Here is a 26,539-nt window from a genome sequence, read left to right on the forward strand (position 1 = left end):
CCGGTCCATAACCATGGTTTGCGCGGCGCGCCAGATGGGGTAGGGGGCCTATCGCCATGACCGATCAACTCACCCTGACCTCCGCCGCCGATTTTCCGGCGATCACCCTGGATGATGTGCGCGGGGCAGCAAGGCGAATTAACGGTGCGGTCGTGCGCACGCCGACCCTTCATTCGCAGACATTGTCTGAACTGGTCGGCGCCGACGTCTGGTTGAAGTTCGAAAATCTGCAGTTCACGGCAGCTTATAAGGAACGCGGCGCGCTCAACGCGCTGCTCCTCCTCGACGACGATGCGCGCGCACGCGGCGTGATCGCTGCGTCCGCAGGCAATCATGCGCAGGGCCTTGCTTATCACGGCAAGCGGCTCGGCGTGCCTGTGACCATCGTCATGCCGAGCACGACGCCGCAGGTGAAGGTCTCGCAGACGGCAAGCCACGGCGCGACGATCGTCCTTCATGGCGAAAAATTCGACGATGCTTACGCCCATGCGCGCGAGCTTGAAAAGGAACGCGGTCTCACCTTTGTCCATCCCTTCGACCATCCGCATGTCGCGGCGGGGCAGGGGACGGTGGCGCTTGAGATGCTCGAGGACGTTCCCCAGCTTGATACGCTGATCGTGCCGATCGGCGGCGGCGGACTGCTTTCGGGCATGGGCACCGCGGCGCGCGGGATCAAGAACGACATGCGCCTCGTGGGCGTCCAGGCCGAACTCTACCCGTCGATGTATGCTGAGCTCAACGGCGTCGACATGGCGTGCGAGGGCGATACTCTGGCCGAAGGGATCGCGGTGAAGGAGCCCGGCGCCTATACGCGCAAGCTCGTCGCCGAACTCAACGATGACATTGTTCTCGTCGCCGAGCGCCATCTGGAACGTGCGGTCAGTCTGCTGCTTCAGATCGAGAAGACGGTAGTCGAGGGCGCGGGCGCGGCGGGGCTGGCGGCGATGCTTGCGCATCCTGAGGAATTCGCCGGGCGCAAGGTCGGGCTCGTGCTGACCGGCGGCAATATCGACACGCGTCTTCTGGCGAATGTTCTGCTGCGCGATCTCGCCCGTTCGGGCCGAATTGCGCGTCTCCGCATCCGCCTGCAGGACCGGCCGGGCGCGCTTTTCAAGGTGATGAAGCTATTCGACGAAAAGCAGGTCAACATCATCGAAATCTATCACCAACGCATCTTCACGACCCTCCCTGCGAAGGGTCTGATCACCGACATCGAATGCGAAGCGCGCGACCGCGAACATCTCGACAGCCTCGTCGCTGCGCTGCGCGAGGCGGGCTATATGGTGACCACCGTCGAACTCGCATGAAGACGTTCACTCTCGATCTGATCGCAACGCCCGACACGATCGACGAGCTCGGCCACGTCAACAACGCGGTGTGGGTCCAGTGGATTCAACAGGTCGCAACCGCGCATTGGGACGCTGCGGCGCCGCAGGCGCATAAGGACGCCTATGTCTGGGTCGTGGTAAGGCACGAGATCGACTATCTGCGTGCGCTCGGTCCCGGCGGGCGAGTGACGGCACGCACCTGGGTTGCCGACGCGCCGCTGGGTGCGAAGTTTGACCGCTTCATGGAGTTTGCGGGCGATGACGGACGGGTGCATGTCCGCGCAAGGACCGTATGGGCCCTCCTCGACAAGGCGAGCGGCCGCCCCCTTCGGGTGACGGGCGCGGTGGTGGCGCCCTTCTTATCGTGATCATGACCGGCGGCTGGCGCTCGATGGGTAGAGCGGACCTCGATGCTGTCGCCGCCATCTCCGATAGGGTGCACGGCGCTTTCACCGAACCACGGGGCGTCTATTGCGAGCGCCTCGACCTATACCCGGCCGGATGCCGCGTGCTCGAGCGGGGCGCTGCTGTCGCGGGCTACCTTATCACCCACCCCTGGCATCGCGGCGCGGCGCCGAAGCTCGGGGCGCTGCTCGGTGCGTTGCCCGTGCCCGCCGATATCTATTATCTGCACGATATTGCGCTTCTTCCTGCGGCGCGAGGGACGGGTGCCGGTTCCGAGGCGGCAGCTTTCGTCCGACAACAGGCGCGCCTCGCAGGCTGCGAGGAAATCCGGCTTGTCGCGGTGAATGGCGCCGAAACCTATTGGCGCTCGCAAGGCTTTGAAGAGATCATGCCCGGGCAAGAGGCTCCCTATGGGCCGGGGTCGTATCTGATGCGAGGCTCTGTCTAGCGGGAAGTGGCCGCGACGCGTCGCCGCTCGACCCAGCCTTTCGCGCAGGTCGATGCATTGCGAAGCTCGAGGCCCTGCCTTGTGCCGGGGCATGCGCGACGCCCCTGTGCGAAATGCACCCACAGCCAATTGCCGCGCGACCCGCAGACATAAACGGGCGTCCCGTGGTCGAGCTTGCCTACTTTGCCCGCGGCGATGGTCGGCGTGCGGTAGATGTTTGTCTTGCGGCCGCCTGCATCGGCTGCGATCGCGGCAGGCGAGCAGAAGGCGGGTGCCGGTCCTTGCGCGGCGAGCAGAAGGATGAGGGCTGAAACGATCATGGCGCGGTCTCCTGTCGGGCCGATGGGCCCCCGGGGGAGGCCCGCGCTTCATCCCTATCCGGACGAATGTGGCTCGGCCAGAAGAGAAGCGAAAAAATCGGACGTCGTCGCGATCTTCATCAACAACCCTGCCGGGTGTCAGCGCATTCTGCTCCTGCCCGATATAGTATCGCGCGATCTTCCAAAGGCGCGCGGGCGACAGAAGCGGTCGGTTCGGAGCGATGGATTCAGCCGCATAAGAAAGCTCATATGCGGCGATGGCCCCATAATCAGATCCCGAACCTTCAGACGGGGCTAATGGGACCAGCGGGCTCGGCCGCCGGTCCCATCCCCCCTCATTAGGCAGCGAAGGCGGCCTGCGTCACCTGCTGCGCATCTGTGTTGAGCATGACGGCGAGCATGTCCCCCGACGCGGTACGGATCGCCGTGTCGGTGGCCGCCACGCCGCTGCCCGGCGTGCCCTGCTGGATGATGAGATCCTCAAACGAAAGCCCGCCGGACAATTGCAGCTTGTCCTCGCCGACCGTGAAATCGACGATGAGGTCCGCGAGCGCCAGGCTCGCTGCGCCGTTGGGGGCAAGGACGAAGATGTCCTCTCCTTCCCCGCCGACCAGCGTGTCCCGGCCGACGCCGCCGTCCAGCGTATCGTTACCCGCGCCGCCTTCGAGCAGATCGTCGCCCGCTCCGCCGATCAGCATGTCGTCACCGGACGTGCCGGCCAGCGCGAGCCCGCCAGCGTTCAAGGGCGCATCGAGCGCCTGGCCATCGGGTCCGAAGGTCTGGACAAAGACGCCTTCGGGCAGCGGGATCGCTTCGCGAACAAGAAGCGATGCCGACACCGTCGTTCCTGGCTCGAGGTTGTTGACGAGGAGCAGCACGTCGGCGTCGAGATCACCGAGCAGGTCCAGCACTTGCGAAGGTACAGTAATTACCCCGTTCGCATCCGGCACTACATTGTTGAGGATGATGCTTCCATCGAGCAGCGCAAAACCCCCCAGCGACGTTGCTACGCCAGTGACCGCGCCCATTTCGAGCGGAGTTCGGATCAGCAACTGATAGGTTGCCGTCATTCCCGTCTTCGCCGTCAAGCCCTCGATGTCGAACGCCTCCACACGGCCCTGCAGCGCCCCGAGAACGGTCGGGCCGTTCGCGGCCGCGATCTGCGACCGCGATTCGACCTGCGTGTCGCCCGCGGGGTCATAACCGACCAGCAGTTGACCCCCGATAAAGACGCCGCTGAGGTTTGGCCCGACGCCGGCGACATTCAAGGTAAAGCCGTCAGGGACTGCAAAATTCGCGAGGATCGCTTCGGTGATCCGGATTTCCCCATCCTCCACTGTCAGAGGAACGTTCACAGGGCCATCGGGCCCGGTGCCCGATAGGGTGAAGGTGGCGCCCGAAGGGTCGCCATTGATCCCGATTGTGCTGGGCCGGCCTACGATGCCGATCAAGGCGGTGGGCTGCGCTGGATTGATCGCAACATATTTCCCGGTTTCCGGCAAGGATGCGGCCCAGCTTACCGCATAGCCGCCGTTATCCAGCAAGCGGAGATCAGCGATCTCGATCTCATCGAGGTCGAGCGCATTTGGCGAAATATCCTTAAGCAGCACCACGTCGCCCTGCTTCGCCCCCGCCGCATCGAAGCGCTGGATTCCCACCGTGTCGGTTTCACCATCGCCGTCGATGTCGGCTGCCCAGTGGACGGCGTAACCGCCATCGCGCGCGGCGGAGATCAGCACACCGCCATCGTCGTTGAAGCGCGAATAGCGATATCCCTCGCCATCGACCTGAACGGCTTCATTCAGGGCCTGGCCGTCCGGACCGAAGGTCTGGACGAATGCTCCCTCACCAGGCAGCGCTGTGGGTTCGCGGACCTGCATCGTTGCCGAAAAGGTGCTTCCGGCTTCGAGATTGGAGCCCGTGAGCGTCACCAGCACATCGCGGTCGCCCAATTGATCGAGGAGCGATTCCGGAACCGCAATCACCCCGTTTGCGTCAGGGAGAGCCCCGTTGATCAGGATGACCCCGCTCGGCAGATATTGCGCTCCGGCAATTCCGCTGAGGTCCAAGCCCTGCGGCGCACCGGCGATCTGGAGAATATAGTTGGCGGTCAGCCCCTCAGCCGGGGTCGCGGCCTCGATGTGGAAGCTCTCGACTCGGCCGAAGCTGGTCAGCGTCGCTGGCCGGTCCGCGCCCACCACAACCGATCCGCTGACATCAAGAAGCGGACTATCCGGCCCATAGCTGTAGGCAGGCCGCGATTCGATGGCGAGGGCTACGCCGGTATTCGGCGCCGTCTCAATGACGAGCGTATAACGGCCGTCGACGCTGAAGTTGGCGAGAATGGCATCGGTGATGATCACCTCTTCATCGCCAATCGATAGCGGGACGTTGACCGGATCGGACGGACCCGTGCCTGCCAAACGCAGCGTCGCTCCCTCGGGTACACCATAGGTTGCGATGACGGACGGTATGCCGACGATCGGTATCAGAATGAGACCGTTCGGATTGCCGGGCAAACTGATCGACTGGAAATTATCCTCAACTTCCGTCGCCCAGGACACGGCATAACCGCCCCCGTCCAGCGCCGCGACGCGGACAGCATTCGCAATGCCGTCGCCGCCGTTATCGTTGAGCAGCAGGGGCGAAAGACCCTGCAGGGCCACCGCATCGCCTTGCGGCGCGCCATCCTGATCATAACCCCGGACGGCTATGCCCTCCACGTCGCCGTCGCCGTCGAGGTCATAGGCCCAGTGGACGACATAGCCGCCTCCCGGCAATGCCGTGATCTGGACGCCTTCCTCGTCGTCGAGATCGCTTGCCAAGGGGAACGCGCCATCGTCGATGCGGATTGCATCGCCGGTCGCATGCCCATCGGCGCCGAATGTCTGCACATAAACGCCTTCCGGCGGCAGCGGTGTGCCTTCGCGCACCTGCATCGTCCCCGACAAAGTGCTGCCGGCCTGCAGATTGACGCCAATCAGGATCGCGAGGAAGTCATCGCCGCCGATCTGGTCGAGAAGGGCAGGCGGGACCGCCACGACGCCGTCGGTGTCGGGTGCGACGCCGATCTGGATCGTCCCGTCGGGAAGCTGCGTGGCGCCCGGTATCTGGCCGGTGTCATATCGGAAAGGATGGAGGCCGCGCAGCTGCAAAATGAAGGTCGGCGCCGGCCCGGAGCCCGGTGTGAAGTCCGTAACGTCAAAGCTCTCTACCCGGCCGGCGGCGGCTAGCAACCCCGTGCCGTTCGCGTCTACGGCGGCGTCCAGTTCCACGCTCTGGAGCGGCGCATCAAGATCGTAGTAAACGAGGCGTGCCGTCTCGACTTCCAATGTAATCTGGGCGCCCGGAGACGTCTGAGCCGTGAGGGTAAAGCGGCCGGTCCCGAGGAAGCCCGACAATTGCTCCTCGGTAATGGAAATACGCCCGTCTTCGACGATCAGCGGCACGCTCACCTGGCCGTTCGGCCCCAGCCCTGACAGGGTGAAGGTCGCCCCAGCCGGTGCGTCGACCACATGAATATATCGCGGCTCACCGAGAATCGTGAGCTGCGTCAGGCCGTTGGCGTTAGCCTGCGCACTGACGTAGCGGTTGTCGGTCTCGGCCTCCAGTTTCCACGCGACGGCATAATTGCCGTCGGCGAGGGCTGCGACCTGGATCGATCCCGAAGACAGGCCAACCTCCTCCTCCACCGCGAGCAGCGGTGAGATGCCGTCGAGCAGTACCGGAGCGCCTTGCTTGGCGCCATCGGGCGAGAAACGCTGGGTCGCGAGCGTATCGCTTTCGCCGTCGCCGTCGGTATCGACCGCCCAGTGGGTTGCGAAGCCGCCTCCGGGCAGAGCGCTCACTTGGACATATTCCTCGTCATCGAGGTCCGTAGCAAGGCGGTTATCCGGACCGTCGATCCGCGCGGACGAGTCCACGATCGGCGAACGCGTGTAGTAAAAGGCGCTGGACGGCGACACCGGGCCGACATTGCCCGCTGCGTCGGTGGCGACCGCCGCGAAGCGGACCATGCCTTCACCCAGAGCGGTCAGATCAGCCTGCGACAGCGTCAGCGTGAAGTCGCCATTCGCACCGACCGTTGCGGGACGCGTAAAGGTGGCGCTCGCACTGTAAAGGGTGACGGCGACGCTGCTGCCAGCCGCTGCCGAGCCGGTAATCGTCGTGCCGTCGAGCCCTTCGGACAAGCCGACATAGGGTCCCTCGCTCGCCGTGAGGGCGGTGACGGCGCCGTCGCCGATACGATCGAGGAGGACGGAACCCGACGCGACGGCGCTGACGTTCCCGACTGCATCGGTCTGCTGAGCGCTGAGCGACAGCGCGCCGTCGGCGAACTGGGCGAGAAGCGCCGGCGACAGGGTGAATGCGCCGTTCGTGACCGCCACTGCCAGCGAGAGCGGTTGATCCGGGTTGGCGGCGCTCAGTCCGCTGATTGTCAGGGTCGCGGTGGCACCCACCTCGATTCCCTGCAATTGTCCGCTCACCCCGGCCGCAGCCTCCGCTGCGTTGATTACGCCTCCCGAAAGCTCGGGGATAACCGGCGTAATCGTGCCGGTGTCGATCGTCAGCAGCAGCGGCAGAGAGAGCGGGCCGGCGTCACCGGCCGCGCTGAGGAAACGAGCTTCGAGGCTTCGCGTCCCATCGGAACCAAGCTGCGCCGCGCTGAGCTGGATATCGATCGAGAGCGTCTGGCCAGCAGCCGGAATGTCGTCGGCGCCGAGTGTGACACTCGCAACTTCCTGCCCTGCATAAAGGAGGCTGAGCCGGTCGCCGGCGGCCACGCCCGCCGATGCATCATAGCGAAGCGTAACGACGACCCCGTCGGTGATCTCCGTTCCCGAAACGCGTGTGCCGTCGTCAACCTCCGGCCGCTCCGGTGCGCCGAGAAGGGTTGATTGCGGCACATCGGGGATCAGGACGGCAACTTCGTCGCCCGCATCGTCCAGCTTCTGTGCCAGATCGGCGCCGCTGAATGGGGCCGCATCAAGGCTTTGCCCGTCATTGACCGCCTGCGCGGCCTGCGCAGCGAGCTCTGCCTGGGCGACGATCTGAGCGGCAGCGATGCCGCCAAGGGCGCTCGATGCATCGCTCGCGTCGACCGACGCCACCGCCGCATTGACGTTCGCAAGAGCGCCGGCGACGCTCGTCGACTGCGTGGCGATCGCTGCTGCGACACCGGCGTCGCCCGATGCCTCCGCGACATTTTCGAACACAGCGCTGATTACGGCAGAACTGGTGAGGTCGACCGGCGACCCCGTGGCGGAGCTGATCACCGCGGCCAGAGAGGTCGCCGCTGCGGCGCTCGCGCCAGCCTCGCCGCCCCCGACGCCTGCCGCATTGGCGGTGGCACCGACAACGGCGAGAAGGTTTGCGACTTGCGCCGCCGCCTTCTGCACCGCGACCGCTTCGGCGAGCGCCGCCTGATCGGTGGCCCCCGCCGCTGTCGCGATCGGGTCATAGCTGGAAAGATCGACGTCCGCCGGCAGTCCCAATGCGGCTTTCACGGATGCTTCTGCCGCCTGTACGGCTGAGGCATCCGCATTTTCTCCCGCGACCGCCGCTACCAGCGTGGTCAGCGGCGACACCACGGTTGATCCATCGAGAGCGACAAACTGTCCTTGGAACGGCTTGTCGAGCGCGATATCGCGGCTCAGCACGGTACCGTCTGCTGCCACGATTGGTGTCAGGATGATGTTTCCCGTGCCGAACAAGTTGCTGAAATTGCCCTGGGCGTCGGTGACGGTCCAATATTCCCCCGAGAGGACCCCGTCGCCATCGGCGTCGACATCGCCGGCATCGAAGATTCCGTTCCCGTTGACGTCGACGAAGGCCTCATGGTCCCATAGCCCGTTGCCGTTCGTGTCGCGGAACAAGAGGGCGTTGGCAATATAGCCATCGATCGCTGCGCCGCTCGCTCCGGCGTCAAAGGCGATCGACAGGCTCGCGCCTTCAGTCGCGGCATTGCCCGCCGCATCCGAAAAGCCCGTTCCCACCTCGAGCGCGATCGAGCCGGAACTGGAGAGGGTAGGGGTTAGTTCTGCCGTAAAGACCAGCGGATCTGCGGTCGCCTGCATGGCGCCCAGCGTCGCGCCCGTCACCGTGACGTCGGCTGCGGTAAAGTCGGTCGGCGCTTCGCTGAAGGTAAAGGTCAGCGTTGCCGTCTGCCCGGCAAGCAAGGTCTCCGACGAAGCTGTAACCGCAACGGACGGCCCGGCCGTGTCGAGCGTCACCGTCGTGCTGCCTGGCGCCCCGCTGTTGCCCGCAACATCTGTCTGCTGAGCCGAAATGGTGAGCGTGCCGTCAGCAAACTGCTGGAGGAGGGCGGGGGTCAGTTCAATCGCGCCGTCTGCCGCGACCGGCAACGGGATCGACAGCGCTGCACCGTCTGCCTTTGCAGTGCCCGCGACACTGGCGGTTGCACTGGCTCCCGCTTCGATCCCGCCGAGCGTTGCAGTCACGCCAGCGGCGGCTTCCGCGCCGCTTACCAGCCCACCCGAAATCGAGGCAATGGCGGGCGCAGCCGGTGCCTCTGTGTCGACGGTGATTGTAAGCGCCGCCGATGACGCACCGACATTCCCGGCCGCATCGCTCGCGCGTGCGGTGATGCTATGCGTGGCTCCCGCCGGGAGAGTCACATCGATCGAGAAGGCGCCCGAGGCATTCGCTGTGGTGGTGCCGAGCGAGGTCTGACCGTTGAAAAGCTCGACGCGGGCATTGGCCTCGGCATTGCCGGTGATCGTCAGGCCCTGCGTGACGTTGGTGATGCGATCGCTGGCCGATGCGCCGCTGTCGTCGGCTGCTGCAAGGGCAAGCCCGGTTGGGGCCGCCGGAGGGGTCGTATCCGGAGCGGGCGGCGCGGGAGGAGCGCTAGGCTTTCCGCCGCCACCGCCGCTCGCGGCGGCAGCGCCAACACCGACGGCGAGCAAGCCGCTGAGGACGCCGAGCATCGTGCCATTGCCTCCCCCGGTACCGGCGCCGGCCCCGCCTTCTTCCGCAGCCGGGGCGCTTTCTGCCGCGCCGCTCGCTTCGGCGCTCGCCTGGGCTTCGGCGGCTGCACTGTCCTCGCCTTCAATCGCGACGGTCGCGCTTGCCGATGAGAAGGCCACATGGCTCTGGGTGCCATCCTGCGACCAGTGGGCGCCCTGGACGGGACGGCCGGTCGCCTCGTCGATGAACTCGATCGTCTCACCGGGCTGAAGGACGATACGGTTTGCGCCCTTCCCGAGACGGACGTGACGGACCCGGCCACCGGCGGCTCGCGATATTCTGGCTACAATGCTCATAAGATACCCCCACAATGGATGAGTTTAAGATAAATTCTACGACCTCTTATAATTGCTATGTAAATAAATCAGTGATTCTGAGAAGAATTAATCTAGCGCTCCCGAAATGCCTCTTCGACCTTCAGAACTGGTCGAACAAAATAGTCAAATATCGTACGCTTCCCGGTAAGAATTTCGACAGTAGCGGTCATGCCAGCGATGGTAGGCAGGGTTTTTCCTTCATGTTTAAGGGCGATATTGTCCGTGCGGATCAGCACCCGATAATAGGGCTCCTGCTCCGGCTGACCGCGCTCGCGCATCGTATCGGGGCTGATCGATTCGACCCGTCCGGCGAGCGCCCCATAGACAAGGTAATTATAGGCTCCGAGCTTGACGGTTGCCTTCAGGCCAGGACGCAGGAAGGCGACATCCGACGGGCGAATGCGCGCCTCGACCAAAAGCTCGTCTTCGAGCGGCACGATGTCGAGAACGTCGGCACCTGGCTGGATCACGCCGCCGACGGTGGTGACCTGCATATTCTTGACCGTGCCGCGAACCGGCGCGCGCAGGACTGTCCGCTCCATTGCGTCGCGGCGTCCGGCGGTTACCTCCTGCACCTGCGCCAGCTCGGACTCAACGCGGACCAATTCCGTTCCTGCGTCGGCCCGATACCGGTTTATGCGATCCGCGATCTGCGTTTGCGTGTCGCTGATCTGGCGGCGAAGACGCAGAACCTCGACCTCAGGCACCAGCCCACGCTCGCTCATCGGCGAGGTGATCGAAAGTTCGCGGCGCATCAGCGCCAGACTTTGCGACAAGCCGGACGTTGCTTCGTCCACGGCCTGGCGCCGTGCGGCATAGGTGGCGCGCTCATTGCGTATCAGCTCGGCGTCGGAGCGGATTTCGGCAGGAAAGGACAGCGCCAAACCCGTTGCTTCGGCACGTAACCGTGCCGCCTGCGCGATCAGTGCGCGCCGCCGGTTGTCTACTTCGTTGAAGCTCGTCGCGGCGCGGGTGGGGTCGATGATGACCAGCGGCTGACCGGCGTCGACCACCTGTCCTTCGCGAACCTTGAGCGAGGAGACGATACCGCCTTCCAGTGACTGGACCACTTGCACGCGACCGGAAGGGACGACCTGGCCCTGACCGATCGTGACCTCTTCGACGACGGCGAAGCGCGACCAGATGATCAAACTGGACAGCAACGCCGCGAGCAGCAGCGCAAGCCACAGCCAGCCGCGATGGCGCATCGGCTCTTCGGCGACCGGCGCAAAGGGATCGGCTCCGCTCATGCCGCCGACCTCACCTTGCCTTCGGCGAGCGCCGTGATCACCTCGTCGCGGCCACCATCGGCGACGATGCGGCCATTGTCGACGACGATCAGCCGATCGACAATGCCGAGCGCAGCCTGCCGGTGCGTCGCGATCACAAGTCCCATCCCTTCATCCGCGGCCCGGCGGATTGTCGCGAGCATTTCGGCTTCGGATGCCTGATCCATCGCAGAGGTTGGCTCGTCGAGAAGCAGCAGCTTCGGCCGGGCGAGCAATGCGCGGGCGAGAGCCACCGCCTGCCGCTGTCCGCCGGAAACCGTGTCGCCGCGCTCGCCGATCGGGCGGTCGAATCCGTGCGGATGCGCAGCGGCGATCGCAACGACGCCGGTTTCCTCCGCCACTTTCAGCAAGCGCTCGTCATCGACGTCGGGGGCGGCGATGGCGACATTCTCCTTGAGGGAGCCGTGGAATAGCCGGGCGTCCTGGCCAACCAGCGCAATCGTCGCGCGCTGGTCGCCGGGTTCGATCGCACTCATGTCGACGCCGTCGAGGAATATCTGGCCCTCGCGCGGGCGGTAGAGGCCGGCGAGCAGCCGCAGCAGAGTCGATTTGCCGCTGCCCACGCGCCCGATCACTCCGACCCGTTCGCCCGGCGCGATCGACAGGGACATGCCCGAGAGCACCGGACGCCCGTCCTCTTCATAGGAAAATCCGACTTCGGCCAGCCGCAGTCCGCCCTGCCAATGCGATCCCGTGAGCAGATCACGCCCCTCTTCACGCTCGGCGGGGAGCTGCATGATCCGATCGAGGCTGGCGAGCGCTGAGCGGGCTTGCTGGAAGCGCACGGCGAGAGAGGACAGGCTCACCAGCGGTGCCAGCGAGCGCGAATTGAGCTGCACGCAGGCGATCAGCGCCCCCGCCGTCACCGCGCCTTCGCTCGCGAGATAGACGCCCCAAAGCAGGAGAACTGCGCCCGCCGTCTGCTGAACCATCGTCGTCAGATTGAGAACGAGGGTCGAGAGCGACTGGCTGCGCATCGTCCGCTCCGCAATGACCCGGCTCGACTGCTCGTGGCGCGCCCGCATCCGCTCCTCGGCCCTCAGCGTCTTCAGCGTCTCCAGCCCCTCGAGGCTTTCGATGACCGTCCCGTGGCGCACGGCGCTTTCGCGCAGATTTTCGTTGGCGATCCGCTTCATCGGGATCTGAACGATCAACGACACGATGGCAACGAGTGCAAAGGCTGTGAGCGGGACTGCTACCAGCGGTCCGCCGATGAGCGCGGTCACCCCCAGAAACAGCATTGCGAAGGGCAGGTCGGCGAGGGCCGCCAGCGTTGCCGAGGTGACAAATGCGCGGACCGATTCAAACTCTTTGAGCACGTTGGCGAAGGCGCCTGACGATTGCGAGCGAGCCTCGAGCCGCGTCCCCAGCACGCGGCGGAACACGGCATCGCCGAGCAGCACGTCGATCCGCTTGCCCGCGCTGTCCAGCGCATGACCGCGAACGGTGCGGGCGATGAATTCGAAGAGCATCGCGAGGACGACCCCGACGAACAGCGACCAGAGCGTGACGAACGCCTGATTGGGCAGGATGCGATCATAGACGGTCATCATGAAGATGATGCCTGCGAGCGACAGCAGGTTGATGACTGCCGAAAGCGCAATTGCCTCGCCGAAATAGCGTCGGTGGTCCCACAGCACAGGCCAGAACCACCCGCCGGTCGCCGCGGGAACGAGGTCGTCCGCCCGGCGATCGATCGCTCCGGTCCCGCTCATTGGAGCGTTTCCATTGGGGTTGCGCCCGACGCGAGTGCGAAATCGATCCGGCCGAGCGCGCCCATCAGTTGATATTCCAGGGCAATGAGATCGTGCTGCTCGTTCGCGAGCCCGCTGCGCGCGTTAAATCTTTCGGTTTCATAAGAAAGCAGATCAAGAATCGAGCGGCGACCGATCCGGAATTGTTCCTGGACGATATCGCGCGCCTCGTCTGCCTCGACCACCACCTGAGCCAGGCGCGGCAGCCGGTCGCGACGCTGATTGCCCAGCATCCACAGTCGCTCGATGCGATCGGTCAGCGACTGGCGCGCCTGTTCGGCATCGAAGCGTGCGGCCGACGCGGTGGCCCGCGCTGCATTGAGACGCGCGCGCCCCCCGCCCCCAAAGGGCAGGGACACCGCGCGCAGCCGCACGCCGAATGCGTTGAATAGGTGGGTGTCGCCCAAAGCCGTTCGCTCGGACGTCCGCGCCACCTCCAGATTGAGCTGGGGTTGCCACCAGTTTTTGGCTCCCGATACGGCCGCATCGCTTTCGCCGATCTGGAGCTCGCTGATCTGTACGACCGGGGTTGCGTCCACGAGCGCGGTCGCCTCGCTCAGCGTTTCCGGGAGAAAGGACGCAAGGGACGGCAATCTTCCCACGGGCTCCACCGGAGCGGAGGCGATTTCCCGGACCGTTGCGCGCGCATCCTCGCGGGCAATACGCCTCGCGTCGAGCGCCGAACGCGCCTGCTCGAGCCGGCTTCCGACGAGCACGACGTCGGATCCGCGGCCGCGGTCGAAGCTTGCGATTTCGGAAACCAGCCCATGCAGTTGTTCAAGCGCGGCGACTTGGGCCTCACTGATTTCGATCAGATCGCATTGGCGGCTCCACTCCCCCCAGGCTTGGGCCAACGAGGCGACCAATTCGTCGGCCACACGGTCTTCCTGAACCCGCAGTGCTTGCGCGCGCAACCTGCTCCGGCGGATTTCAGCGGCGCTTCGCCCACCATCGAACAGGAGCTGACTGGCTGTGATCTCGGGCAAGATATAGGTCCCGGAAGAGCCGCCCGTTCCACCCTCTTCCCAGCCTGCATCGGCCGAGAGAGCGACCTGGGGCTGCCGTGCTGCACGGGCGGCAGCCACCTCCGACTTTCCGGCCTCGGCCACGCTCTCGGCCGACTGGATGCGCGGGTGATCTTCGAGAAGGGATTCGACGACGTCGGAAAATATCTGCGCGCGTGCGGGCGCCGTGCCAATCAGGAGGCACGTGCACAGCAGCGCGGCGCAGCGTATCGCGTGAGACGTCTCCATTTTCTCCCCACCCCTCTATGCGTCGATAGGGCAGAGAACCCGCGCACATAGCCTAAACGGCGGATTTGACTATCGAATTGGGAGAAATCCCGCAGCCCAAATAAATTCAGGATGGGCCGCCATCCCGCTCCCCCCGGCTTGCCGAATGGACTGACGCCACCCAGAATTGCGAACGAAAAGGGGTGCGATGCATCGCCTAAAGTGGGCTCTGCGCGCGAGGGTGAAATGGATAAGTCCATTTTTCTCGCGCCGCGCGTTCGGCTTCCGCAACTTTCACAACTACCGCTTGCGCGTGCTCGCTCTTTGCGGTTGGAATGGCGTCATCAATCGGGTCTGATCCACCCTCATCCCCCGTTCACGGGGAAGAGCCGTATTCAACCGCTTAGCGGCAAAGATGGTGCGGTCGAGAAGACTCGAACTTCCACGGCCTTTCGGCCACAACGACCTCAACGTTGCGCGTCTACCAGTTCCGCCACGACCGCACATCATGATGGTCCGGACGATCCCGGCACCAGGTAGGTGCGGGCGCCTAGCAAAGCTTTTCGGGTGATGCAAGCGAGCTTCGCCGCTTTTATTCCTTGCGGCTGGAAAGAGCGCAAGGCGCGCCGCTGGCGGCTGTCACCCAAGCGACCCCGACGCGTCTCCATTTTGTCATCGCCCTACCGTCAGAGCGTCATCGAATCACCCTAGTGGCGGCGTCACCGGGAGCGCGGGGCAGATGCTGCTCGCTGCTCGGTGCCTTTTCATCAGGGACGCCCGCTCGGCGGGCGTGCACCGGAAGCGGAGATATTCATGGCGGGTTTCGCACGCGTTCGTTTGGTCATGCTCAGCGGCGTGGCCTGTTCCATTCTGGCGGCCTGCGGAGCGGATGGTGTTGCCTCGCCGGGTGAGGGCGTGATCGTCATTCCCGGCCCGAGCCCCACGCCGACGCCGGCTCCCACACCAACACCGACCCCGCCCAGCGTCATCCCCGCGGGAAGTTGCCCGACGATTGCGGGCAGCGATCAATTGAGCGACCTTGGCACGATTACCGGCCCCGAGGGGACGTGGCGCAACTGCGGCTTTCCGGCGCGCTTCAACGCTTCGACGGCGATTCCGAAGGTAGCCGGCGTCATTTATTCGCTCCCGGGGCGCGTCGATGTCGGTACCGACCAGGGCGCCGCGAGCAGCAATAATGTCGTCACGCTGACGATCGACCCGGGCGTCATTATCTTCGGCTCGACCGGTGTCTCCTATCTCGTGGTCAATCGCGGCAATCGGATCGACGCGGTGGGCACGCCGACCCAGCCAATCATTTTCACCGGCCGCGGCAACGTCGTCGGCACCGCGACCGACAACAGCTCGCAGCTGTGGGGCGGCGTCGTGCTGCTCGGCCGTGCGCCGGTCACCGACTGCCTCGCGCCGGGCGCTGCTGAAGGAACCGTTGCGTGCGAGCGCGACACCGAAGGCACGTCAAATGCGCTTTATGGGGGCGCGCAGCCGGCCGACAATTCGGGGCGCCTCTCCTATGTCCAGATCCGCTATTCGGGCTTCGTGCTGAGCGCCGACAAGGAGCTGCAGGGCCTCACCCCGTCGGGGGTCGGATCGGGGACCCAGATCGACCATATTCAGATCCACAACAGCTCGGACGACGGGATGGAGGTTTTCGGCGGCCGGGCGAACTTCAAATATATGATCGTGACGGGCGCCGAAGACGACAGCTTCGACACCGACGTCGGCTACAAGGGCAACATCCAATATGCGATCGCGGTGCAGCGCGCCGGCGGTTCGGTCGGCGACTCGATGATGGAGATCGACTCGGACGGCAATGAGAATGCGGTGCCGCGCCAGAATGTGACGATTTCCAACTTCACCTTCATCCACCGTAACGCCGCGGCGGGCAACGGCGCCGCGATCCGCATCCGCGGCGGCGCCGACTATAGCTTCGTCAACGGCCTGATCACCTCCGATACATCCTGCATCCGCATCGACAGTAGCTCGACGACGCAGACGACCGGCGTGGATGAGCAGGGGCCGCCGAAATTTTTCTCGGTCTCGCTGAAATGCGGCGATCGCCCCTTCCGCGGTGGCGGCAGCCCGGCCGTGACCGGTACCGAAGTGCAGACGATCTTTACCGCGGGTACCAACAATCGCTTCGATTATGCGCCGTCGCTGACCGGCCTGTTCGTCAATGGCGCGACGGAGACCAGCATCCCCGCTTTCGATGCCAAGACACTGAACAGCTTCTTCGACACCACCGCCTATGTTGGCGCGGTCCGCGATGCCAGCGACACCTGGTACCAGGGGTGGACCTGCAACTCGGCGACCGCGAACTTCGGCGCGAGCAGCGGGAGCTGCACCGGCCTGCCGACCAGCTGATCGCCTGCGATCCATTCGGGGAGCGGACACGCCGGATCGCGGCCCGCTCCCTCCTTGCATAGTCTCAGGGGCATTCCACATGACCAAGCGGTCGATCCTTTCCAGCCTGCTACTTTTCAGCTCCGCTCTCGTCGCGCCCGCGGCGCTGGCACAGGACGCCTCCGCCAACCCCGCGCCGCAGCCCGGTGAAGACGGCGACGTCTCGATTCCAGGCGGCGGCGCGCAGGAGATTGTCGTCAATGGCCGCTTCACGCCGAATGTGGTGCGCGCGACGCCCGAGGTGGTGTCGCTCCTCTCCTCGGCCGACATCGCCCGCACGGGCGAGGGCGACATTTCGGGCTCGCTCCAGCGCGTCACCGGCCTCAGCGTGGTCGGCGGCGGTTTCGTCTATGTCCGCGGACTCGGCGACCGATACTCGCTCGCGCTTCTCAACGGCTCGCCGCTGCCAAGCCCCGAACCGCTGAAGCGCGTCGTTCCGCTCGACATCTTTCCCTCAAAAGTGATCGATTCGACGCTGGTCCAGAAGAGCTATTCGGCGAACTTTCCCGGCGAATTCGGCGGGGGCGTCATCAACCTCACCACCAAGGCCAGCCCCGGGGAGTCCTTTTTCACCCTGTCGGGTGGGATCGGCTGGGACAGCGAGACGACGAACCAGCTCGGCTACACCTATTATGGCAGCGGCACCGACTGGACCGGCTTCGACGACGGCACGCGCGACATACCGCGCTCGCTCGCAGCGGCGCTCGCCAGCGGCAAGCCGATCCTCGAAGGCGCCGACTTCAGCGGCGAGGATCTCGAAGCAATCGCGATGGACCTCGTCAACGCACCGACGACGCTGCTTCAGCAGAATAATCATATCCCGGTGAACTGGTCGGCGGGGCTGATGGGCGGCACGACGGTTGCGCTGGCGGGCGGCGAGCTTGGGATCATCGCAACCGCGGGGATCAGCAACAAATGGCGTACGCGCCATACGTTGCAGCAGACGTCGGTCAACGCCGACCTGTCAGGCGAACCGCAGACGAGCTTCAACCGCATCGTTACCGACGACCGCGTCGTGGCGAACGCTTTGCTCGGCTTCGGCCTCGAGCTGGACGATCACAGGATTCGCTGGACCAGCCTTTATATCCGCGACACGCTGAAGCAGGCGCGGCTGGGGCTCGGCACCGACCGTAATCAGTCCGACCGTGACATCATGAAACAGGACACAGCCTGGTACGAGCGGCAGCTCATCAACACGCAGCTCGTAGGCGAATTCGAGTTCGACCGGCTCAGCGTCGACCTGCGCGGCGGCTATGCCAATTCGCAGCGCGAGGCGCCCTATGAGCGCAGCTTCACTTATGTCCGCACCAACCTGCCCGCCGAGCAGGATCCCGCCGGCGACAAGTTCGTCAATGACCTTGGTGGCAACAAGGGCGACGCGATGATCGCCTTTTCGCACCACAATGAAGATTTGTGGTCGGGCGGTGTCGACCTCTCCTACAAGCTCGCGCCCGGGATCACCGCGTCGACCGGCTATGCCTACAGCGATACGCACCGCGTCTCGTCGCGCCGCGCGTTCCAGTATCGTGCCTCGAACCTTCCGGTCGCTGTGCAGCAGTTGCGCCCCGATTATCTTCTCTCCGATGCGACGATTCAGCTCTATGACATCACCCTGCTCGAAACCTCGGCCCAGGACGGCACCGCGGCGTTCGATGCCGAGCTTTCCACCCACGCGGGTTACGCCCAGCTTCAGGCGGGGCTGATGGCAGGGCTGAACGTCAATGCTGGCGTGCGCTATGAGAATGCAAAGCAAAAGGTTGCGCCGATCGACCTGTTCAACAGCGGTTCCTCAGCGATCGCGCAAACCAACCTCAAGAACGATTATTGGCTGCCCGCGATCACCTTGACGTGGGAGGTTGCGCCCGACATGCAGCTTCGAGTGAACGGGTCAAAGACGATCGCGCGTCCGCAATTTCGCGAGCTGGTCGCGCAGGTTTATCAGGATCCTGAATCGAACCGCCTGTTTCGCGGCAATCCCTCGCTGACCGACTCCATCCTGTGGAATGCCGAAGCCAGGTTCGAATGGTATTTCGACCGCGATCAGCGCGTCTCGGCCGCCGCTTTCTACAAGGCGATCGACAACCCGATCGAGGCCTATACCTCGATCTCCGATTCCTCCGTGAACACCAGCTATGCGAACGCCCCCAAGGCAGAGCTTTATGGCGCCGAGTTCGAACTGCAGAAATATGTCCCGCTCGCGGCGGTGTCGGATGCCACCTTCTGGCAGAGCCGCCGCCTCGTGCTGATCGGCAACTATACTTATACTCAGTCAAAGATCCGCGTTCGCGATGGCGACACGACGACGATCAATGGCGCCGTGCACGATGCGGGCGCCTATTTCTTCGATGGCTCGGCGCTCACCGGCCAGTCGGACCATCTGGTCAACCTCCAGATCGGGATCGAGGACACCGATCAGCTTTCGCAGCAAACGCTGCTCCTCACCTATGCCAGCCCGCGCGTCACCAGCCGCGGCCCCTCGGCACAGCCGGACCTGCTCGAAAAGCCCGGCCTCTCGCTCGACTTTGTCGCGCGGCAGGGGCTGATGCTGATGGGCAAGGAAATCGAACTGAAGTTCGAGGCGCGGAACCTGACCGGCCGCCGCTATCAGGAAGTGCAGGAAGCCGGCGACAACCGCGTCTACTTCAATCGCTACAAGCTGGGGCGTGTCTTCTCGCTCAGCGCGTCGGTGAAGTTCTGATTCGGTCGTCCCTGCTGCGAGGCGGGGGAGGGAGTCCGACAATGGCGGAGGAGGAAGAGCGCTGCGCTCGGCCCCTCCGTCAGCCCTCTGGGCTGCCACCTCGCCGTCGCGGGAGACATGAATCGAAGTTGGAATGTCCCACCACCGGACTCGCCCCCCCGACAAAAAACTGTAATCTTCCCGTCAACTGATTGTCACCGATCGCCGCTAGGCGATTCGCGAGGCCGCAATTTTCAGTTTGGGGGACACGAACATCCTATGGCGACGCTGATGCCCGGATCGGCCATTCGGCTATCGCGTGCGCTGCCCGCCTGGCTGCGGCCGCGTTCACAGTCGGCGCGCGATCTGACACCGCGGCTCATTCTCGGACTGATCGGGGCGCTGCTCATCTGGCAGTGCGTGCGCCTGCTCTGGGCGCTTCTCGTTCCGCTGTCGCCGCTCGGCGCGTGGCAGCCAGCGACGGCACTGATTGCCCCGCCCGCCGAGCGGCGCGCCTTGTTTTCCGCCTTCGATCCCTTCTTTCGTTCGGCGGCGCAAGGGCCGGCGAGTGCGACGGTCACCTCGCTCGGCCTTAGGCTCTATGGCATTAACCTCAACGAGGCGACTGGCGGCGGGTCGGCGATCATTGCGGGCGAGGACGGGGTGCAGGCGAGCTATGCCGTCGGCGACGAGATCGCCCCCGGGGTCAGACTCGCGGGCGTCGCATTCGACCATGTCACCCTCGATCGCGGCGGCGCACGCGAAAGCCTGTTCCTGGATCAGAGCGGCGACCCGGCGGCGGCCCAACCGTCACTTCCCGCGCCGACGAGCGGAATCGGGGTGCCGGCTGCCAGCAGAGGGCCCAGCGGAGATTTGACGGCCGAGGCGATCAAGGCGGGCGTCCGCTTGGCGCCGCGCACGGAAAATGGACGGGTGACGGGGATCATCGTCCAGCCGCAGGGCGATGGGTCGGCCTTCCGCGCCGCCGGGCTGCGTCCCGGCGACGTGATCCGTTCAATAGGTGGGCGCCCGATCGGCTCGGCGGGTGACGCTGCTGCACTTGCAAACCAGTTCGCACCCGGCGCGCGCCTCTCGCTCGAGGTCGAGCGCGGCGCCAACGTCGTTCCTGTCGCGATTTTCCTGTCGAACGAATAGGGTTTATGCGTCTCAAACTGTCCTTGATGCTCGCCGCCGCACTGGCTTCCGCCACCCCGGCGCCGCTGCTTGCCCAATATACGCTGAATGTCCGCGATGCCGACATACGCGCCTTTATTCAGGATGCAGCGCGGGTTACGGGGCGCACCTTCGTGATCGACGGACGCGTCAACGGCAAGGTGTCGGTCGTCACCGACCGGCCGCTGTCGCGCAGCGAGTATTTCGAGATTTTCCTCGCGACCCTGCGTTCGAACGGCCTTGTCGCAGTGCCTGGGCCCAGCGGCAGCTATCGCATCCAGCCGATCGACGGCGCGGCGTCGCAGCCGGGCCGCATCGGAAGCGCGCGTGCCGCCCAAAACCAGTTTGTGACCGAGATTATCCGCCTGCGGCACATCGACGCAGTGGCCGCGGTCGAAACCCTGCGGCCGCTCGTGAGCCCTCAGGGATCGCTGACTGCGAACCGCAACGCGAACAGTCTCGTCGTCGCCGACTTCGCCGACAATATCCGGCGCATCCGCGCGCTTGCGGCCAGCATCGACCGTGACAGTTCGACGAGCCAGATCGTCACGCTCAAAAATGCCGGTGCGCGCGAGATTGCCGCTGCGCTCCAGGCGCTGGTTCCTGCCGCCGGCGAGGGGGCGCAGGCCCCGGTTGCGATCGTTCCGATCGACAGTAGCAATGCGATCGCGCTGAGGGGCGACCAGGCGCTCGTTTCCCGCTTCGTCGCGATGGCGAATGATCTTGACCGCAAGGCGGCGGGCGGCACCGAGCTGCGCGTCTACTGGCTCGAACATGCCAATGCCGAAACCCTGCTCCCAACCTTGCAGCAACTTGTGGGAGGCGGCAGCGATCCCGCACAGAAGGCGGGACTGTCCCCCGCCTCGTCATCCTCTTCCGACGCCGGCGGCGGCGCGGCGGCCGCGGCGGCGTCTGTCTCTACAGGCACTTCGGGGGGCAGCATCGCGACGCGCGGCCCCGCGATCGTCACGCGCTACGAAGGCGCCAATGCGATCATCGTCGCTGCCAATGCCGATGTACAGCGCCAGCTCGGCGAGTTGATCCGGCAGCTCGACACCCGGCGTCCGCAGGTGCTGGTCGAGGCGATCGTGGTCGAGATTGGCGACGATGCGGCAAAGAAGCTCGGCGTCCAGTTCCTTCTCGGGGGCAAGAACATTCCCTTCGCCGCGACAAGCTATAGCAATGCCTCGCCCAACATATTGACGCTTGGCGGCGCCTATGCCGCGCATGAGCTCTCGCAGGAAACGACGACGGTGAACGGCGACACCATCGTCACCCAGCAGAACAGCTCGCTCGGCAACAGCTTGCAGGAGGCCGCTGCAGCGTCGCTTCTCTCGGCGACCGGGGGTTTTGCGGGTTTTGCAGGGGATATCGGCAAGAACACCGTGTTTGGCGCGATCATCAATGCCGTGAAATCCGACACCACGTCGAACCTGCTCGCCACCCCTCACATCGTCACGCTCGACAACCAGCAGGCGAAGTTCCTCGTGGGTCAGGAGGTGCCGATCACCACCGGCGAGGCACTTTCCGACAATTTCGACAACGCCTTCCGCACCGTCCAGCGCGAGGAGGTCGGCATCAAGCTCGAGGTCACACCGCAGGTAAACGGCGCCGGCGAAGTCAAGATGTTCATCCGGCAGGAAGTGTCGAGCGTCGCCGGGCCAGTCTCGTCGCGCAACGCCGACCTCATTCTCAACAAGCGGTCGTTCGAGACCGTGCTGACCGTCGATGACGGCGAGATGTTTGCAATCGGCGGGCTGCTCAATGATGATGAGCGCCGCACGATCGAGCGTATTCCGCTGCTCAGCGACATTCCGCTGATCGGCGAGCTGTTCAAATCGCGCAGCCGAAGCCGTGCCAAGACCAATCTGATGGTTTTCATCCGCCCGACGATTCTGCGCAATCGCGCGGACAATGCCGCGCTCACCGCGCGCCGCTACGGCTATATCCGCGACTTTCAGCGCCAGCGCAATCCCGACCAGGAGCCCGCGATCGACGCCTTGGTGCGCGACTATCTTGGCACCGTGCCGCCCGCTCCAAGCGCGCCCAGTGCCGCCGACGTCACAATAGCGCCGGCGGCACCGATGCCGGTCGATATCCCGCCGTCGGCCGGTTCGGAGGGAGGGCAGCCGTGAGCGACGGCGATCCGGTCGTTCCGCATCCCACAGCGCCGGTCGACATTCCCTACGGCTTTGCGCGCGCGCACGGCGTCGTGATCGCGCCCGATGGCGACGGGCGCTGGATTGCTACGCTGCGCGAAGGCGGCGACGCCGCCGTGCTGATCGAGGTGAAGCGCTACCTTGCGCAGCCGCTGCGCGTCGCCAGCGCCAGTGCCGCCGATTTCGACCGGCTGCTCTCCGACCATTATGCCGTTGATGCGACGAGCGCGATGGCGGGGTCGCTCGACGGTGGCGATCTCGATCTCACCCTGCCGAGCGCCGAGGATCTGCTCGACAGCGCCGACGACGCCCCCGCGATCCGTCTGATCAATGCCATTATCGCCGAAGCCGTCCGGCAGGGCGTCAGCGACATCCATATCGAGCCCTATGAAAGCGGACTCGTCGTACGGATGCGCACCGACGGTGTGTTGCGCGAGCATCTACGCATGCCGCCGCACGTTGCGCCGGTAATCGTCAGCCGCATCAAGGTGATGGCGCGGCTCGACATCGCTGAACGGCGCGTGCCGCAGGACGGGCGTATCGCGCTGACGCTCGCGGGCAAAGCGATCGACGTGCGCGTCTCCACGCTCCCCAGCCGCGCCGGCGAGCGGGTCGTGCTGCGCATTCTCGACAAGGACACGGCAGGGATCGACTTCGATGTGCTCGGCCTGTCGGGCGAGGCTGACCGCATCCTTCGCGAGGCGCTCGCGGAGCCCAATGGCATCATCCTCGTCACGGGTCCGACGGGATCGGGCAAGACAACGACGCTCTACGCGGCGCTCAAGCAGCTGAACGATGGCCAGCGCAATATCCTGACCGTCGAGGACCCGGTCGAATATGCGGTCGACGGCGTCGGTCAGACGCAGGTCAACGCGAAGGTCGGGCTCGATTTTGCGGCGGGGCTGCGGGCGATCCTGCGCCAGGATCCCGACGTCGTGATGGTTGGCGAAATTCGCGACCGCGAGACAGCCGACATCGCGGTGCAGGCATCGCTCACTGGCCACCTCGTCCTCTCGACCGTCCACACCAACGATGCGGTGGGAGCGATCACGCGCCTCAAGGATCTGAAGGTCGAGCCGTTTCTTCTCGCCTCGACGCTTCGTGCTGTCATCGCGCAGCGGCTCGTGCGACGGCTGTGCGACCAATGCCACGAACCGGTGCAGGCCGACCAGGGCGTCGCCGCAATGCTCGGGCTTGATGCCGGTACGCTCATCTGGCGGCCCAGGGGCTGCGAGGCATGCGGCCATACGGGCTTCAAGGGGCGCATCGGTGTGTTCGAGGCGATCAAGGTCGATGAAACGGTCCGTCGCTACATCTATGCGGGCGGCGATGAGGCTCTGATCGCCAGACACGCCTTCTTGAAGGCACCGACGCTCGCCAGCGCGGCGCGCGCGATGGTCGCCAAGGGGCTGACTACGCCCGAGGAGGCAGTTCGCGTCGCACGGCGTGAGGATGTCGATGCCTGACTATCGCTATGTTGCGATCGACCGCCAGGGCCGCGAGCGCAAGGGGCGGCTGAGGGCGGTGAACGACGATAGCGCGCGCGCCGACCTGATCCGGCGGCATTTCCACATTGTCGCACTCGAACCCGCGGGCGCGCGCGCGTCTGCGGGACGCCCGCTGCTCGTCTTTCGCCGCAACCGGCTGTCGGCCAGGGAACTTGCGCTTTTCACCCGGCAGCTTGCGACGCTTGCCGAGGTCGCGCCGCTCGAGGAAGCGCTGCGCACCCTCACGCGCCAGAGTGAGGCTGAAAGCGTGCGGCTCGTCATCGGCGATGTTCATGCCGCTCTTCTTGAAGGCCGCCGGCTCGCCGATGCGATGGCACGGCAGGCGCCGAGCTTTCCGCCGCTTTATCGTGCGATGGTCGCCGCGGGCGAAACCACGGGCAGCCTGACGGTCATCCTCGCGCGTCTCGCTGACCTGCTCGAACGCCAGGCGGTGGTGCGCGGAAAGCTCGTCGCGGCGCTCGCCTATCCGATCGTGCTCGCGGTGGTTGCGATCGGCGTGGTCGCAGCGCTGATGATCTTCGTCGTCCCGCGCGTCGTCGAGCAGTTTACCGATGTCGGGCAGCAGCTCCCCTTTCTGACCCGCGCTGTCATCGCCCTGTCAAATTTCGCGGCGAACTGGTGGTGGCTCCTTGCATTGCTTATCGCGCTCGCGGTCTTTTGCTGGGTGAGCGCAATGCGCCGCCCGGCGTTCAAGGCGCGCGTCGATGCCCGGCTTCTGCGCTTGCCGCTCATCGGGCGGCTGCTTCGCGACCTCTACGCCGCGCGCTTCGCGCGAACGCTCGCGACGATGGTGTCTAGCCGTCTGCCGCTGGTCGAAGGGCTGCGCTTGACCGTTCCGACGATCCGCAACGCGGCGCTTGCCGGAGCGACGGCTGCGCTCGTCGATCAGGTGCGCGCCGGGGGCAGCCTGTCGGCGGCGCTGCGCGACTCGGAGGTGTTTCCGCCGCTTCTTGTCTACATGACCGCGAGCGGGGAGAGCGCAGGTCGGCTCGAGCCGATGCTCGAGCGCGCGGCGGATTATCTCGAGCGTGAATTCGATCGTTTCACGGCCGCGTCGATGGCGTTACTCGAGCCTGTCATAATTGTCGTGATGGGGTCGTGTGTCGCGCTGATCATCCTCGCGATTCTCTTGCCCATTCTCCAGTTGCAGAACCTTGCAGGACTATGAAAAATGTCGCTGATGAAGCTCATCCTTAGCCTGATGCTCGACACTGCGCGCCCCAGACCGCGCCGCCGCCGCAGGGGCGAGAGCGGCTTCACCCTCACCGAGCTGATGGTCGTCATCTTCATCATCGGGCTGCTTGCGACGGTCGTGATGATCAACGTACTGCCGAGCCAGGACCGCGCGATGGTCACCAAGGCAAAGGCCGATATCGCGCAGCTTGAAGGTGCGCTGGAGCAGTATCGGCTCGATAATCTGGTTTACCCGTCCACAAGCGATGGGCTGAATGCGCTCGTCACACCGCCGCCGTCGCTCGCCCAGCCCGAACGCTATCGCCGCGGCGGCTATATCAAGAAGCTGCCCGCGGACCCCTGGGGCCGGCCCTATTTGTATCAGACGCCGGGCCCGAATGGCGCCGCCTTCGATATCTGGTCGATGGGTGCCGACGGTGCGCCGGGCGGGACAGATGAAAATGCCGACATCCACGGAGAGAGCTGAGCCTTTTTCGCGCGAAGGCGGCTTCACGCTCGTCGAACTGATGGTCGTGCTGGCCATTCTCGCGCTCGCCGCGACAGCCGTCGTCCTCACTATCCCTGGAGAGGAACGCAGCGTGCGGGGCGAGGCCGACAGGCTCGCCGCACGCCTTGCCGCCGCGCGCGATGTCGCTGTGATCGAGGGGCGCAGCGTCGCCGTCGACCTCGCGCCGTCGGGCTATGGTTTTGCACGGCGGGTGGATGGCACGTGGCAGCCGCTCCCCGGCCGTGCCTTCGAGCAGCGCAGCTGGCCCGACGCGCTTCGTTTCAACGCAGGCAGTGGCCATGGCGTGACGCGGATCCTTTTCGATCGTGTCGGCACCAGTCCGACCCCGCAAACGCTCGTGCTGACCGGCGGCGACGCGCGCGAGGTCGTGCGCGTGTCAGCGACAGGGGAGGTAAGCCGTGGCCCGTGAGGTTCCGGCCGGCGAGGGCGGCTTCACCCTCCTGGAAATGCTGGTCGCGCTCAGTATCATCAGCATCGCGGCGCTGACGCTGGTGCGGCTCGATGCCTATGCCGTGCGCACCGCGGGCGACCTTGACGAAAGCACCATGGCAGGCATCGTCGCCCACAATCGTGCGGTTGAGCTGTGGACCGACCCCGCCCCGCCGACGATCGGGGCGAGCACGAGCCGCGTCGCCAATGCCGGACGCGAATGGCGGGTCGACCAGCGCGTCGCGAAGACCGCCGACGACAGTCTGCTGCGCATCGACCTGACCGTCCGGCCCCACCGCGGCCGCGGGCGGGCGGTGCTCACCATCATCCGGTCGGCGAGATGAGGGTCCTTTGCCTCCGCGGTTGTCCACTGGCCCTGCCATGGCTGAG

The 26,539-nt window shown here is 65.2% G+C and carries 17 protein-coding genes and 1 tRNA gene; 12 read left to right on the forward strand and 6 right to left on the reverse strand.

Translation table 11 applies throughout. The annotated features are described in order from the left end of the window. The first annotated feature begins 56 nt into the window (after window positions 1–56). From B5X69_RS02525 to B5X69_RS02535, 3 genes are read left to right on the forward strand one after another with little or no spacing between them, the layout of a single operon-like run. Complete coding sequence (locus B5X69_RS02525; RefSeq protein ID WP_079637112.1) at window positions 57–1,307, forward strand: threonine ammonia-lyase; 1,251 nt, start codon at window positions 57–59, stop codon at window positions 1,305–1,307. Further along, window positions 1,304–1,696: an acyl-CoA thioesterase gene (locus tag B5X69_RS02530; protein WP_079637113.1), complete on the forward strand. Its 393-nt coding sequence runs from the start codon at window positions 1,304–1,306 to the stop codon at window positions 1,694–1,696. The genes B5X69_RS02525 and B5X69_RS02530 overlap by 4 nt, the downstream gene beginning before the upstream one ends. Before the next feature lie 2 nt (window positions 1,697–1,698). After that, complete coding sequence (locus tag B5X69_RS02535) at window positions 1,699–2,181, forward strand: GNAT family N-acetyltransferase (protein WP_079637114.1); 483 nt, start codon at window positions 1,699–1,701, stop codon at window positions 2,179–2,181. On the opposite strand, the gene B5X69_RS02540 is transcribed toward B5X69_RS02535, so the two are convergent. The 6 genes from B5X69_RS02540 to B5X69_RS02565 form a co-directional block, all read right to left on the reverse strand. Further along, window positions 2,178–2,501 carry a hypothetical protein gene (locus tag B5X69_RS02540; protein WP_079637115.1) on the reverse strand — a complete coding sequence of 108 codons (324 nt, stop codon included), beginning with the start codon at window positions 2,499–2,501 and terminating at the stop codon, window positions 2,178–2,180. The two genes, B5X69_RS02535 and B5X69_RS02540, sit on opposite strands and share 4 nt — an antisense overlap. Window positions 2,502–2,839: 338 nt before the next feature. Beyond that, complete coding sequence (locus B5X69_RS02545; protein WP_079637116.1) at window positions 2,840–9,787, reverse strand: Ig-like domain-containing protein; 6,948 nt, start codon at window positions 9,785–9,787, stop codon at window positions 2,840–2,842. Window positions 9,788–9,879: 92 nt separating this feature from the next. Then, entirely contained in the window at window positions 9,880–11,058 is a 1,179-nt protein-coding gene (locus B5X69_RS02550; RefSeq protein ID WP_217699092.1) for a beta-barrel domain-containing protein, read from the reverse strand. Then, window positions 11,055–12,812, reverse strand: a complete 1,758-nt coding sequence (locus B5X69_RS02555) for a type I secretion system permease/ATPase (RefSeq protein ID WP_079637117.1) — start codon at window positions 12,810–12,812, stop codon at window positions 11,055–11,057. Before B5X69_RS02555 ends, B5X69_RS02550 begins: the two co-directional genes overlap by 4 nt. Beyond that, complete coding sequence (locus tag B5X69_RS02560; protein WP_079637118.1) at window positions 12,809–14,104, reverse strand: TolC family protein; 1,296 nt, start codon at window positions 14,102–14,104, stop codon at window positions 12,809–12,811. Before B5X69_RS02560 ends, B5X69_RS02555 begins: the two co-directional genes overlap by 4 nt. A 395-nt stretch (window positions 14,105–14,499) precedes the next feature. Continuing rightward, window positions 14,500–14,586 (reverse strand) — tRNA-Leu (locus B5X69_RS02565). 310 nt (window positions 14,587–14,896) lie between these two features. Between B5X69_RS02565 and B5X69_RS02570 the strand changes: the two genes are divergently transcribed. The 9 genes from B5X69_RS02570 (at window position 14,897) to gspI (ending at window position 26,493) form a co-directional block, all read left to right on the forward strand. Further along, entirely contained in the window at window positions 14,897–16,462 is a 1,566-nt protein-coding gene (locus B5X69_RS02570; RefSeq protein WP_079637119.1) for a hypothetical protein, read from the forward strand. A gap of 79 nt (window positions 16,463–16,541) precedes the next feature. Next, the gene (locus B5X69_RS02575) at window positions 16,542–19,199 is read left to right on the forward strand and encodes a TonB-dependent receptor domain-containing protein (protein WP_079637120.1); all 2,658 of its coding nucleotides are present in this window, start codon (window positions 16,542–16,544) and stop codon (window positions 19,197–19,199) included. Between the two features lie 258 nt (window positions 19,200–19,457). Beyond that, entirely contained in the window at window positions 19,458–20,333 is an 876-nt protein-coding gene (locus tag B5X69_RS02580; RefSeq protein WP_079637121.1) for a type II secretion system protein N, read from the forward strand. 5 nt (window positions 20,334–20,338) lie between these two features. Further along, window positions 20,339–22,486: a type II secretion system secretin GspD gene (gspD, locus tag B5X69_RS02585; protein ID WP_079637122.1), complete on the forward strand. Its 2,148-nt coding sequence runs from the start codon at window positions 20,339–20,341 to the stop codon at window positions 22,484–22,486. Next, window positions 22,483–23,976: a GspE/PulE family protein gene (locus B5X69_RS02590; RefSeq protein ID WP_079637123.1), complete on the forward strand. Its 1,494-nt coding sequence runs from the start codon at window positions 22,483–22,485 to the stop codon at window positions 23,974–23,976. Before gspD ends, B5X69_RS02590 begins: the two co-directional genes overlap by 4 nt. Then, window positions 23,969–25,186 (forward strand): type II secretion system inner membrane protein GspF, encoded by a 1,218-nt coding sequence (gene gspF, locus B5X69_RS02595; RefSeq protein WP_079637190.1) that lies wholly within the window; start codon window positions 23,969–23,971, stop codon window positions 25,184–25,186. The genes B5X69_RS02590 and gspF overlap by 8 nt, the downstream gene beginning before the upstream one ends. A 12-nt stretch (window positions 25,187–25,198) precedes the next feature. Then, window positions 25,199–25,678: a type II secretion system major pseudopilin GspG gene (gene gspG, locus B5X69_RS02600; RefSeq protein ID WP_245798550.1), complete on the forward strand. Its 480-nt coding sequence runs from the start codon at window positions 25,199–25,201 to the stop codon at window positions 25,676–25,678. Next, the gene (locus B5X69_RS02605) at window positions 25,653–26,129 is read left to right on the forward strand and encodes a GspH/FimT family pseudopilin (RefSeq protein ID WP_079637125.1); all 477 of its coding nucleotides are present in this window, start codon (window positions 25,653–25,655) and stop codon (window positions 26,127–26,129) included. Before gspG ends, B5X69_RS02605 begins: the two co-directional genes overlap by 26 nt. After that, a complete protein-coding gene (gene gspI / locus B5X69_RS02610; protein WP_281250914.1) occupies window positions 26,119–26,493 on the forward strand; it encodes a type II secretion system minor pseudopilin GspI in 375 nt (124 codons plus the stop codon). Before B5X69_RS02605 ends, gspI begins: the two co-directional genes overlap by 11 nt. Window positions 26,494–26,539: the final 46 nt, after the last annotated feature.

This window comes from Sphingopyxis flava, assembly GCF_900168005.1.
GTDB lineage: Bacteria > Pseudomonadota > Alphaproteobacteria > Sphingomonadales > Sphingomonadaceae > Sphingopyxis > Sphingopyxis flava.

Bases quoted from the DNA above. Each gene is read 5' to 3' on its own strand.
- B5X69_RS02525 (WP_079637112.1), top strand. From the start codon at position 57: ATGACCGATCAACTCACCCTGACCTCCGCCGCCGATTTTCCGGCGATC.
- B5X69_RS02530 (WP_079637113.1), top strand. From the start codon at position 1,304: ATGAAGACGTTCACTCTCGATCTGATCGCAACGCCCGACACGATCGAC.
- B5X69_RS02535 (WP_079637114.1), top strand. From the start codon at position 1,699: ATGACCGGCGGCTGGCGCTCGATGGGTAGAGCGGACCTCGATGCTGTC.
- B5X69_RS02540 (WP_079637115.1), bottom strand. From the start codon at position 2,501: ATGATCGTTTCAGCCCTCATCCTTCTGCTCGCCGCGCAAGGACCGGCA.
- B5X69_RS02545 (WP_079637116.1), bottom strand. From the start codon at position 9,787: ATGAGCATTGTAGCCAGAATATCGCGAGCCGCCGGTGGCCGGGTCCGT.
- B5X69_RS02550 (WP_217699092.1), bottom strand. From the start codon at position 11,058: ATGAGCGGAGCCGATCCCTTTGCGCCGGTCGCCGAAGAGCCGATGCGC.
- B5X69_RS02555 (WP_079637117.1), bottom strand. From the start codon at position 12,812: ATGAGCGGGACCGGAGCGATCGATCGCCGGGCGGACGACCTCGTTCCC.
- B5X69_RS02560 (WP_079637118.1), bottom strand. From the start codon at position 14,104: ATGGAGACGTCTCACGCGATACGCTGCGCCGCGCTGCTGTGCACGTGC.
- B5X69_RS02570 (WP_079637119.1), top strand. From the start codon at position 14,897: ATGGCGGGTTTCGCACGCGTTCGTTTGGTCATGCTCAGCGGCGTGGCC.
- B5X69_RS02575 (WP_079637120.1), top strand. From the start codon at position 16,542: ATGACCAAGCGGTCGATCCTTTCCAGCCTGCTACTTTTCAGCTCCGCT.
- B5X69_RS02580 (WP_079637121.1), top strand. From the start codon at position 19,458: ATGGCGACGCTGATGCCCGGATCGGCCATTCGGCTATCGCGTGCGCTG.
- gspD (WP_079637122.1), top strand. From the start codon at position 20,339: ATGCGTCTCAAACTGTCCTTGATGCTCGCCGCCGCACTGGCTTCCGCC.
- gspF (WP_079637190.1), top strand. From the start codon at position 23,969: ATGCCTGACTATCGCTATGTTGCGATCGACCGCCAGGGCCGCGAGCGC.
- gspG (WP_245798550.1), top strand. From the start codon at position 25,199: ATGAAGCTCATCCTTAGCCTGATGCTCGACACTGCGCGCCCCAGACCG.
- B5X69_RS02605 (WP_079637125.1), top strand. From the start codon at position 25,653: ATGCCGACATCCACGGAGAGAGCTGAGCCTTTTTCGCGCGAAGGCGGC.